The organism is Nocardiopsis suaedae, assembly GCF_027706745.1.
Lineage (GTDB): Bacteria > Actinomycetota > Actinomycetes > Streptosporangiales > Streptosporangiaceae > Nocardiopsis_A > Nocardiopsis_A suaedae.
Genome location: NZ_JAQFWP010000025.1, coordinates 75324 through 86287, shown reverse-complemented (window position 1 = coordinate 86287; position 10964 = coordinate 75324). Strand labels below are relative to the sequence as shown.

At 71.0% G+C, this 10964-nt stretch carries 8 protein-coding genes; 2 read left to right on the top strand and 6 right to left on the bottom strand.

Going from position 1 to position 10964, the window contains the following annotated elements; translation table 11 throughout:
- The first annotated feature begins 542 nt into the window (after positions 1-542).
- Positions 543-1076, top strand: coding sequence for a septum formation family protein (locus O4U47_RS15085; protein ID WP_270678485.1), 534 nt, complete (start codon positions 543-545; stop codon positions 1074-1076).
- A 91-nt stretch (positions 1077-1167) separates the two neighbouring features.
- Here the strand turns inward: O4U47_RS15085 and O4U47_RS15080 are convergent, their stop codons facing one another.
- The 6 genes from O4U47_RS15080 to O4U47_RS15055 form a co-directional block, all read right to left on the bottom strand.
- Positions 1168-2151, bottom strand: a complete 984-nt coding sequence (locus tag O4U47_RS15080) for a glycine betaine ABC transporter substrate-binding protein (RefSeq protein WP_408638975.1) — start codon at positions 2149-2151, stop codon at positions 1168-1170.
- A gap of 157 nt (positions 2152-2308) precedes the next feature.
- On the bottom strand, positions 2309-3283 hold the full coding sequence (locus O4U47_RS15075) for an ABC transporter substrate-binding protein (RefSeq protein ID WP_270678484.1): 975 nt from the start codon (positions 3281-3283) through the stop codon (positions 2309-2311).
- On the bottom strand, positions 3276-5249 hold the full coding sequence (locus O4U47_RS15070; protein WP_408638974.1) for an ABC transporter permease: 1974 nt from the start codon (positions 5247-5249) through the stop codon (positions 3276-3278). The genes O4U47_RS15075 and O4U47_RS15070 overlap by 8 nt, the downstream gene beginning before the upstream one ends.
- A gap of 2 nt (positions 5250-5251) precedes the next feature.
- Positions 5252-6373 carry a quaternary amine ABC transporter ATP-binding protein gene (locus O4U47_RS15065; RefSeq protein WP_270678482.1) on the bottom strand — a complete coding sequence of 374 codons (1122 nt, stop codon included), beginning with the start codon at positions 6371-6373 and terminating at the stop codon, positions 5252-5254.
- A 176-nt stretch (positions 6374-6549) separates the two neighbouring features.
- Positions 6550-8103 (bottom strand): GMC family oxidoreductase, encoded by a 1554-nt coding sequence (locus O4U47_RS15060; RefSeq protein ID WP_270678481.1) that lies wholly within the window; start codon positions 8101-8103, stop codon positions 6550-6552.
- 53 nt (positions 8104-8156) lie between these two features.
- A complete protein-coding gene (locus O4U47_RS15055) occupies positions 8157-9695 on the bottom strand; it encodes an aldehyde dehydrogenase family protein (protein WP_270678480.1) in 1539 nt (512 codons plus the stop codon).
- Between the two features lie 394 nt (positions 9696-10089).
- On the opposite strand from O4U47_RS15055, the gene O4U47_RS15050 reads away from it, so the two are divergent.
- The gene (locus O4U47_RS15050) at positions 10090-10743 is read left to right on the top strand and encodes a class II aldolase/adducin family protein (protein WP_270678479.1); all 654 of its coding nucleotides are present in this window, start codon (positions 10090-10092) and stop codon (positions 10741-10743) included.
- The last annotated feature ends 221 nt before the right edge of the window (positions 10744-10964 follow it).

Genomic DNA, 10964 nt, shown 5'->3' with positions numbered 1-10964 from the left:
CACGCACACGCCCGGCGGCCGACAGCGCGACAGGTAGGCCCGCCGACCTTCGTCGGCGCTCCCCTCACTCCCCTCGTCCCTCTCCCCATCCGGCTGAGACGGCGGCGGCCGAACCGGATCGACCGGTTAGCGCATTAGTTCATTCCAGAGCGTCGCCCGGACGCCACCGGTAATGATCGGCATAAAGGGGAGCCGACCGCCGGAGAGCGCGGTTCCCGTTCGGAATTCGGTTGTGCTCCGGTTGGATTCGGACTGTATTTCCCTGTCCTCTGCAAGGGATCTCCAACCGACCGCACCCCCTACACCACGGGTACGACAGTGCAGGTCCGCACACCCCCTACGGGTAGGAGAAAAAATTTTTTCTCCCCGACCTCCACCCCGTCCCGCCCGGACGACCTGGGACGTCGCGGCGGCCGAACGCGAAACCCGAGGGATCTGCACACATCATTCGGGTCGAAGGTCCTTATGTGCCATTCAGCCGACGCGATCCCTGTTATCGTCCATCCACCCCATTCCGACCAGAGCGACAATGGAGTTCTGCTTTGAAGTCCCTTATCCGTCCCCTGAAGAACCTCCGGACCGCCACCGGTGCCGGTGCCGTCGGGGCCGTGCTCGCGCTGAGCGCCTGCGGCGGCGTGGCCGACGACCTGCAGGAGACCGCCGACGAGCTGGAGCAGGAGGCGTCGGCCGCCGAGGAGTCCGGCGAGGTGGACGCCGACATCTTCGAGGTGGCCGTCGGCGACTGCCTCAACGACGAGACCGTCGCCGAGGACCAGGAGGTCGCCGAGGTCCCCAAGGTCCCCTGCGAGGAGCCGCACGACTCGGAGGTCTACGCCGAGACCGAGATGGAGGCCTCCGAGTGGCCCGGCGACGCCGGTGTCGACCAGGAGGCGAGCACCTTCTGCGAGCAGGAGTTCGGCTCCTTCGTCGGCGTCGAGTACGCCATGTCCGAACTGCAGCTCTCGTACTACGTCCCGACCCAGGACTCCTTCGCGAGCGGGGACCGCGCCATCAGCTGCCTGATCTACGACGAGGCCGGGCAGACCACGGGTTCGCTCGCCGGCGCCGCCCGCTGAGGCCCCGGACCGGACCCGGCCCCCGTCCGCTGCCGCCCCGCACCGCCGTCCGGTGCGGGGCGGCCCCGTCGGCGGGGGGCGGTGGGCCCGCTCAGGCGTCCTCGGGGATCCACTCCTGCCACACGTCCGGGTGCTCCTCGACCCACGCGGCCGCCGCCTCCTCGGGGGCCATGCCCTCACCGGCGATCATCTCGGCGACCTGGTTCTGGTCCTCGTTGGTCCACTGCCAGTTGTCCAGCAGCCGGTACGCGGGCGACCCGGTGTCGGCGAAGGGCTTGGAGAAGACCTTGTTCAGCTCGTACTCGGGGTAGTCGCAGGCGATGTCGTCCGCGTCGAGCTCGCACAGGTCGACGTACTCGGGGAACTCGACCTTGACCAGGTCCATCTCGTCATGCAGCCACTGCGGCTCGTAGAAGTAGAAGAGCACCGGCTCCTCCTTCGCGTAGGCCGCCCGGACCTCCTCGATCTGCTCCTCCTCCGACCCGGCGTACTCGATCTCCAGGTCCAGGCCGAAGTGGTTGATCATCCCCTGGTCCTGGGTGACGAAGGTGGGGTCCGCGCCCAGGAAGCGGCCGGGCCCGCTCCCCTCCCCGGTCCGGAACAGGTCGGTGTGCTCGGCGAGCCCCTCGTAGGTCGCCACCTCGGGGTAGGCGTCCACCACGTACTGCGGCACGTACCAGCCGATGCGCCCGTCGTTGCCGTTCGGCCCGCCGTCCACGACGAGCTGGCTCTCCTCGGCGCCGTACAGGTCCATCAGGTCCTGGTGGCCCCAGTTCTCCAGGATCACGTCGACCTCGCCCTCGGCCAGCTTGTGCCAGGAGGTCTCCTCGTCGTCCTCGACCTTCTCGACCGTGCCGCCGAGCTCCTCCTCGATGAGGTGGGCGAGCACGGCGGCGGAGGCCTCGTAGCCCACCCAGCCGTTCACCGCCATGCGCACGGGGGTGTCGCCGCCCCCGCTGCCGCCGGTGTCGCCGTCCGGGGCGCCGCACGAGGCGACGAGCCCGGCCGCGAGGGTCAGGGCGAGGGCCTGCACCGCCCGGCGGGGGCGGGTCGGCGTGCTGGGGTTACCGGACATGGGGAACTACCGCCTCGGGGGTCGTCTCGGTGCTACGGGGGCAGGTGCGGGGCCAGGGGCAGGGGTCCGCCCGGCGGGGGAACCGGACAGAAATGTGCGGCGGCGGAAACACCGCCCGCCGCCGCACATACCAGACAATTCTAGGTGCCCGCGCGGATCAGGCGTCCGCGGGGATCCAGTCCTTCCACACGTCACCGTTGTCGGTGACCCACTTCTCAGCCGCCTCCTCGGGGTCCATCCCGTCGTCGGCGATCATCTTGGCGACCGCGTTCTGGTCCTCGTTGGTCCACTCCCAGTTCTTCAGCATCTGGTACGCGGGCGAGTCGGCCTCGGCGAAGTCCTTGTTGAAGATCTTGTTCAGGTCGTACTGCGGGTAGCCGCAGGACACGTCCTCCTCGTCGTCCGCGCAGCCGTCCTCGTACTCCGGGAACTCCACGTGGACCAGGTCGATCTCGTTCTGCAGCCACTGCGGGTCGTAGAAGTAGGCCAGGAACGGCTCCTCCTTCTCGTACCGCTCCTGCATCTCGGTGATCTGCGCCGCCTCGGACCCGGCGTGGACGATCTTCAGGTCCATGTCGAAGTGGTTGATCATGCCCTGGTCCTGGGTGACGAAGGCCGGGTCGGCCGCCAGGAACTCGCCCTTGTCGCCGCTCTCGGGGGTCTGGAACAGGTCGGTGTTGTCCTTGATCCCCTCCCAGGTGGCCAGCTCGGGCTTCTCGTCCACCAGGTACTTGGGCACGTACCAGCCCAGGGTCCCGATGTTGCCGTTGGGGCCGCCGTCCACGACGGTGTCGTTGCCCTCGGGCCCGTACTGCTTCATCAGGTCCTCGTGGCCCCAGTTCTCCACGATGACGTCGAGGTCGCCGTCGTTGAGCCCCTGCCAGGAGGGCTGCTCGTCGAGCTTCTTCTGCTCGACCTTGACCCCCATCTCCTCTTCGAGGAGGTAGGCCATCACGGCGGCGGAGGCTTCGTAGCCCACCCAGCCGTTGACCGCGATGGTGACGGTCTCGTCGCTTCCGGCGACGTCCTGGGAGGTGGCGCCGCCGCAGGCGGACAGCACGGCCATCGCGGAGACGGCGGCCGCACCCTTGACGGCGATCGAGGCGGTTCGGGTCGCGGTGGTTCTACGCATTTCTCTTTCCTTGGGTCATGCGGTCGAGGAGGAGGCCGAGGCACACGATGGCCAGGCCCGCGGTGAGTCCCATTCCGAACTCGTTCTGCTTGAGGCCGAAGACGACGTCGTATCCGAGCGCGCCTCCGCCGACCAGGGCGCCGATCACGACCATCGAGAGGATGAGCATGATCGCCTGGTTCACCGCCAGCAGCAGCGAGGAACGCGCCAGCGGGAGCTGCACCTTGGCCAGGAGCTGCGACCGGGAGGAGCCCAGCGAGCGGGCGGCCTCCACGGTGTTCGCCGGAACGCCCCGGATCCCGTCGTTCACCAGCCGGATCACCGGCGGGAGCGCGAAGACCACCGCGGCGACCAGGGCGGGGACGCGCCCCACGCTGAACAGCGCCACGGCCGGGATCAGGTACACGAAGGGGGGAAGGGTCTGCATGGCGTCCAGCACCGGGCGGACCACGGCGGCGGCCCGGTCGCTGCGCGACATCGCGATGCCGAGCACCATGCCCAGCGCGATGACCAGCACGGTGGCCAGCAGCACCTGGGAGAGCGTGTTCATGCCGTTGCCCCACTGCCCCATCAGGCCGACGGCCGCCAGGGACAGCACGCCCACCACGGCCGCGCGGCGCCCGGCGAACAGGCCGCCCAGCACCGCGGCGGCGGCGATGACCAGCCACCACGGCGCGCCGGCGAGCATCTGGTGCAGGGGGGTGAGCACCCACACCACGGTCCAGTCGCCGAGGGCGGAGGTGAACGGGCCGATGGTGTCCTTCATGGCCTCGTAGAAGGCCTGGGCCGGACCGGCCAGGTCCACTTCCCAGGCACGCGGCCAGCCGTCCACCGCGCGCAGCGGGGTGGGCAGCAGGAACACCACGAGGGCGGCGAGCAGTCCGCCGCCGAAGGCGAACCGGTACCACCGCGGCGGCACCGGGCGGCCGTGGCCGATGGCTCCGGTGACCCGGTCCATGGCGATCGCCAGCATCACGATGGCCAGCCCGGCCTCCAGGGCCAGGCCGATGCGGTCCTTCTGCAGCGCCTGGTAGACGGCGTCGCCCAGGCCGCCCGCGCCGATGACCGACGCGATGACGACCATGGACACGCCCAGCATGATGGTCTGGTTGACGCCGAGCATGATGGTGCGCTTGGCCAGCGGCAGCCGCACCTTCAGCAGCATCTGCAGCCCGGTCGAGCCGAGCGACTCGGCGGCCTCCACCGCGCCCCGGTCCACGCCGCGCAGCGCCATCGAGGTGATGCGCACCGCCGGGGGCAGCGAGTACACCGCGGTCGCCACCGCCGCGGCGGGGTTGCCGATGCCGAACATCAGCAGCATCGGCATCAGGTAGGCGAAGGCCGGCATGGTCTGCATGAAGTCCAGCACCGGCCGCATGGCGCGCTCCGCGCGGTCGCTGCGCCCGGACCAGATGCCCAGCGGCAGCCCGACCAGCAGCGCCAGCAGCACCGCGGCGGTGATCAGCGCCAGCGTCTCCATGGCCTCTTCCCAGAGGCCGAAGAGCCCGAAGACGGCGAAGGCGGCCAGGACGACGAGCATGACCCGCCACCCGGCCAGCCGCCAGGCCGCCAGCACGCCCAGCACCGTCACACCGGTCCAGGTCAGGGCGGTCAGCAGGTCATTGATGAGCACCACGGCCGACCCCAGGTACACACCCAGGTAGTTGAAGCCGTAGACGAAGATCGGGCTGGTGTCGCGGTTGGAGACCACCCAGGAGAAGAGCTCCTTGAGGCGGCCGTCCAGCCACTCGCCCGGGCCGGCGGGGAAGGCGGTGACGCTGCCGGGCAGCGGCAGCGCCGCGGCCAGCACCAGCACCGCCGCCACGGCCGCGGCCTGCACCCACGTGCGGGAGAGCAGGGCGCGCAGCGCGCCGGAGCCGGTGCCGTCCGGCCGCGGGCCGTCCGGGGCGGGGAGCTTGCGGGGTGCTTCGGCGTTCTCCGCCGTCGCGGTCGCGGTCGGGGCCATGCTCACACCCCCGCGATGGCGGCGGGCACCTGCGCGCGGTCCTCGGCGATGACGCGCAGCAGGTCCTCACGGCCGACGACGCCGAGCAGGCGCCCGTCCTCGGTGACGCGCACCGGGGCCGAGGCCCCGGCGGCCACCGCCACGGCCTCCCCGGCCAGGGTGGTGGGGGCGGCCTCGGGGCCGTCCAGCGGTTCACCGTCACGGGCCGGGCGCATCAGCGAGCGCAGCGTCAGCACCTCGATGCGCGAGACGTCGGACACGAAGTCGCGCACGTAGTCGTCGGCGGGGTCGCCGACGACCTCCTCGGCGGTGCCGACCTGCACCAGCGCGCCGTCGCGCATGATGGCGATGCGGTCGCCGAGCTTGAGCGCCTCGTCCAGGTCGTGGGTGATGAAGACCGAGGTCTTGCGCAGCTCCTTCTGCAGGCGCAGCACCTCGTTCTGCATGTCCCGGCGGATCAGCGGGTCGAGCGCGCTGAACGGCTCGTCGAACAGCAGCACCTCGGGGTCGACCGCGAGGGCGCGGGCGAGGCCGACGCGCTGCTGCATGCCGCCGCTGAGCTGGCCGGGGCGGGAGGTCTCGTACCCGGCCAGGCCGACCATCCCGATCATCTCGGCGGCGCGGGCGTGGCGCTCGGCCTTGGAGGCGCCGCGCACCTCCAGCCCGTAGGCGACGTTGTCGATGATGGTGCGGTTGGGCAGCAGGCCGAAGTGCTGGAAGACCATGGCGGCCTTGCGGCGGCGCAGTTCGCGCAGCGCGGCCGGGGACATCTGCCGGATGTCCTCGCCGTCGAGCAGCACGGACCCGGCGGTGGGCTCGATGAGGCGGGTCAGGCAGCGGATGAGGGTGGACTTGCCCGAGCCGGACAGGCCCATGACCACGAACGTCTCGCCGGGGCGGACGTCGAAGGAGACGTCGCGCACCGCGATGGTGCAGCCGGTCGCCTCGCGGACCTCGTCGCGGCCGCCGTGCTCGTGCTCGCTGCCGATGATGCGCTCGGCGCGCTTGCCGAAGATCTTCCACAGGTTCTGGACGGAGAACTTCGCCTCGACGTCCGGAGGGGGTGCGGAGAGGGTATTCGTTTGTCCGGTGTCGAGTTGTGGGTCGTTCGCTGCGGAACTCATAGGAGAAAGCCACCTCTGATGGCCGCTTCGGGCACAGCACGGCTGCGCGCGCGGCGGCGCTCGTCGGGTACAGGGCGCCGGAGGGGCCGGCGCCGTTCGGGGGGACGGATCGGTCGGGGACGGGGGTGCGTCGGCGGACCGCCCGGCCGGCGGGCTCGGGGCGGTCCGCCGAAGGCTCAGGCCCGGTCGGCGCGGATCAGGTCCGCGGCGCGCTCCCCGACGGTCAGGACCGTGACCATCGGGTTGGGCGAGGGCATGGTCGGGAACACCGAAGCGTCGGCGATCCGCAGGCCGCGCAGGCCGCGGACCCTGAGCCTCGGGTCGACCACGGCGGCCGCGTCGTCGGCGGCGCCCATCTTGCAGGTGCCGGCCGGGTGGTACACGGTGTGCGCCGCGCGCCGCCCGTACTCGGACAGCTGCTCATCGGTGACGACGTCCGGCCCGGGGGCGACCTCGCGGGCGATCCAGGACTTGAACGGCTCGGTCTCGGCGACCTTCCGCGCGATCTTCAGCCCGTCGACGATGGTCTGCTCGTCGTAGCCGTCGGGGTCGGTGAAGTAGCGGAAGTCCAGCGCCGGCTTCTCCGCGGGGTCGGCGCTCTTCAGCCAGAGCTTGCCCCGGGAGCGCGAGCGCATGATGTTCGGCGTCATGCACATGGCGCGCTTCCACCCCGGCGACTCGTAGCCCAGCCGCTTCGTGTTGTCGTCGAACGGGATCTGGTACGTGTGGAACATCAGGTCCGGACGCGGGTCGGACTCGTCGCGGCGGATGAACAGCGCACCGTCGGAGTGCATGACCGTCTCGTCTGGGACGTCCCGGTTCGTCTCCCACATGATGATGGACTCGGGGTGGTCCATCAGGTTCTCCCCGACGCCCGGCAGGTCGTGCCGCACGTCGATGCCGACCTGCTCCAGGTCGCCCTTGGGACCGACGCCGGAGAGCAACATCAGGCGCGGGGTGTCGATCGCCCCGGCGCTGAGGATCACCTCGCTCGTCGCCGAGACGGTGACCCGCTCGCCGTCGGGGGTGACGACCTCGACGCCGGTGGCGCGGTCGCCGTCGAAGACGATCCGCTCGGCCCAGGTCTCCAGCATCAGCGTCAGGTTCTTCCGCACGTCCATGATGGGGTGCAGGTAGGCGACCGACGCCGAGGAGCGCTGCCCGGTGTAGGGGTCGTAGGAGATCGACAGGAACCCGACGCCGTCGCGGAACCCGCCGCCGTGCGAGGTCCGGGCGTTGAAGTCCTCCACCACGGGCACGCCGGTGGCCTTCGCGGAGGCCTGGACCCAGTCCTTGACCAGGTCGTTGCGGTCCTTCTCGGCGATGGGGACGATGTTGTTCTTGAGCCGGTCGGCGTAGGACTGCACGGTGGCGTTGTCCCAGCCCTCGGCTCCGGCCGCCACCCAGGCGTCGAGGTCCTCGGCGAACGGGCGGAAGCTGATCAGGGTGTTGTGCGAGGAGCACCCGCCGAGCACGCGGGCGCGCGAGTGCACGATGTGCGAGTTGCCGCGCGGCTGCTCGGTCGTGGTGTACCCGTAGTCCAGGTCGCTCTCCAGCAGGCCCAGCCACTCGCGCAGGTCGAGCACGCGGTCCAGGCCGCGGTCGGAGGGGCCGCCCTCGATCACGCAGACGCTGACCGAGGGGTCTTCGGTGAGCCGGTTGGCGATCACCGAGCCGGCGGTGCCGCCGCCGACGATCACGTAGTCATAGGTGGGGGCGTTCTCGCTCATGGACGCTCCAGGTGGTTCCGGGGACAGGGGTCGGTGTGCGCGGGCTCCACCGCTCAGACCTCGCCGAACCAGCGCTGCGGCTCGGGGGCCAGGTTGCGGTAGATGTGCTTGGCCTCGCGGTACTCGTCGAGCCCCGCCTGGCCCAGCTCGCGCCCGACGCCGGAGCGCTTGAACCCGCCCCATTCGGCGCCCGCGAAGTAGGGGCCGTAGTCGTTGATCCACACGGTCCCGTGCCGCAGGGCGGCGGCGACGCGCTCGCCGCGCCCCGTGTCGTTCGTCCACACCGCGCCGGACAGGCCGTAGTCGGTGTCGTTGCCGAGCGCGATCGCCTCGTCCTCGGTGCGGAAGGTCTCGACCGTGACGACCGGGCCGAACACCTCGGTCTGCACGATGTCCATCCCGCGCGAGCAGCCGGTGAACACGGTGGGCCGGTAGAAGTAGCCGTTCGCGAGCTCGGGGTCGTCGGGGCGCTTGCCCCCGGCGATGATCTTCGCGCCCTCCTCGACGCCGCGGGCGACCGCGGCCTCGACCTTGGCCCGGTGCTCGGCGGAGACGAGCGGGCCGCAGCGCACGCCCTCGTCGTCCTTGAGCCCGGAGCCGATGACGATGGCCTCGGCGCGGCGGGCGAGCTCGGCGGTGAAGGCGTCGTGCACGTCCTCGTGGACGATCAGCCGCGCCCCGGCCGAGCAGACCTGCCCGGAGTGGAAGAAGGCCGCGTTGAGCGCGTAGTCGACCGCGGTGTCCAGGTCGACGTCGGGGAAGATGATGTTGGGGTTCTTCCCGCCCAGCTCCAGGGCGACCTTCTTGACCGTCTCGGCGGCCGAGGCCATGATCCGCTTGCCGGTGGCCAGGCCGCCGGTGAAGGAGACCAGGTCGACGTCCGGGTGCTCGACCATGGCGGCGCCGACCTCGGCGCCGGTGCCCAGCACCAGGTTGACCACGCCGTCGGCGGGCACGCCCGCCTCAAGGGCGAGCTCCACCAGCTTGCAGGTGGTGACCGGGGTGATCTCGCTGGGCTTGATCACCATGGTGTTGCCCGCGGCGACGGCCGGGGCCACCTTCCAGGCCAGCTGGAGCAGCGGGTAGTTCCAGGGGGTGATCATCGCGCAGACGCCCACGGGCTCGTAGACGACGCGGCTGAAGATCCCCTCGGGCGTGGAGACGATCCGCCCGGCGTCCTTGTCGGCCAGCCCGGCGTAGTAGCGGAAGACGCCGGTGACGTCGTCGACGTCGATCCGGCCCTCCTCCAGCGTCTTGCCGGTGTCCAGGGACTCCATGAGCGCGATCTCCTCGCGGTCGCGCTGCAGGAGGTCGGCGATCCGGCCGAGGACCTCCCCGCGCTCGGCCGCGGGGGTGCCGCGCCAGGAGCCCTCGTCGAAGGCGCGCCGCGCCGCGGCCACGGCCGCGTCGGCGTCGGCCCGGGTCCCCTCGCTGACGACGGTGAGCACCGAGGCGTCGTAGGGGTTGAGGACATCGCGCGTGCCGCCCTCGGCGGCCGCGGACCACCGGCCGCCGATGAACAGGCTCCCGGCGGCGGTCGCCCCCGGTTCCGACAGGTACTGCTTGCTCGGAAGGGTTACGTAGGGTTGCATCACGGAACCGTCTTGCCCAGCAGAAACGCCTCAAAACACTTTAAACCCGACGTTACTTTATCGTGACTTACCGAAATTGAGGCTCTGACCTGCGAAAACATGCGCAAGACAGACACGCAACGGTGGTTCACATCACGCAACAGATCAGAGTTTGGTAACGGACCGTGACCATCCTTTGAAGTGCACACGGCACGGAGGGTGATCGGCCGCGGTGGCGCGGACCACCCCTGGCGGGAGCGTACGCCCTGGACAACACCACCCCAAGGGGAGGTAACGTAGATAAGGCATGCCTAAGGCGGGCCCCGGTGAAACGGACCCCGCCGCGCACGCCCGAGTCCCCCACGCACCCCGCAACCGCCGGCCGCACCGCACCGGCCCGACCACGCGAGCGACCATGCTTCTAGAGCAAGAGCGCAGGGACGCCTCCCGGACCGCACGCCGCCTGGCCGCCGAGGGCCTCGCCCACGGCGGGTCCGGAACCGTCAGCGTCCGCTCCGGCGACCTGATCGCCGTCACCCCCGCCGGGGTCCCCCTGGACCGCGTCGAGCCCGCCGACTGCCCGGTGCTCTCCCTGGAGGGCGGCGTCCTGGAGGGGCGCCGCGGCCCCGCCGCCGACACCACCCTGCACATCGCCGTGCACCGGTGCACGGCGATCGGCGCGCTGGTGCAGGCGCCCGGTGAGCACGCCGCCGCGGTCTCGGCCGTGCTGTCCGAGCTGCCGCCGGTGCACCAGGCCGCGGCCCGCCTCGGCGGCGCGGTGCCGGTCGCCGGGTACGCCGCCTACGGCTCGGGCGAGCTGGCCGACCAGGCCGTCAAGGCGCTGAAGGGCCGGAGCGCCGCACTGCTGGCCTGCCTGGGCGGCGCCGCCTCCGGGCCGGACGCCGACCGCGCCTACGAGAACATGCGGCTGCTGGAGTGGCTGTGCGGGGTGTACACGCGCAGCCGCGCGCTCGGCGCCCCGCGGGTGCTCTCCGAGGACGAGCTGGCCGAGGTGCGCCGCCGCGACGCGGAGGGCTGGGCCGGGCCCGACCCGTTCCTGCCCTGCTGACCCGCCCCGGCGCCGGGGGGGCACACCGCCGCCCGGCCGGACCCCGCCCCGGACGAATGGTCGGAATCCCGACATAATTCGCACGGGGCGTTTTTCGTGCGTAATTCGGCAATTCACCTTTTAAACGGCGGACCACTGGCACGATCCGGCCGAAGATCACTAGACTTCTCGCGCATCTCAACGATGAATCAGACAAATTACTCACGAAGGGGCACCGTTCG

Excerpts from the sequence above, each read along its gene's own strand:
- O4U47_RS15060 (WP_270678481.1), bottom strand. The coding sequence starts at position 8,103 with ATGAGCGAGAACGCCCCCACCTATGACTACGTGATCGTCGGCGGCGGC.
- O4U47_RS15055 (WP_270678480.1), bottom strand. The coding sequence starts at position 9,695 with ATGCAACCCTACGTAACCCTTCCGAGCAAGCAGTACCTGTCGGAACCG.
- O4U47_RS15075 (WP_270678484.1), bottom strand. The coding sequence starts at position 3,283 with ATGCGTAGAACCACCGCGACCCGAACCGCCTCGATCGCCGTCAAGGGT.
- O4U47_RS15080 (WP_408638975.1), bottom strand. The coding sequence starts at position 2,151 with ATGTCCGGTAACCCCAGCACGCCGACCCGCCCCCGCCGGGCGGTGCAG.
- O4U47_RS15065 (WP_270678482.1), bottom strand. The coding sequence starts at position 6,373 with ATGAGTTCCGCAGCGAACGACCCACAACTCGACACCGGACAAACGAAT.
- O4U47_RS15050 (WP_270678479.1), top strand. The coding sequence starts at position 10,090 with ATGCTTCTAGAGCAAGAGCGCAGGGACGCCTCCCGGACCGCACGCCGC.
- O4U47_RS15070 (WP_408638974.1), bottom strand. The coding sequence starts at position 5,249 with ATGGCCCCGACCGCGACCGCGACGGCGGAGAACGCCGAAGCACCCCGC.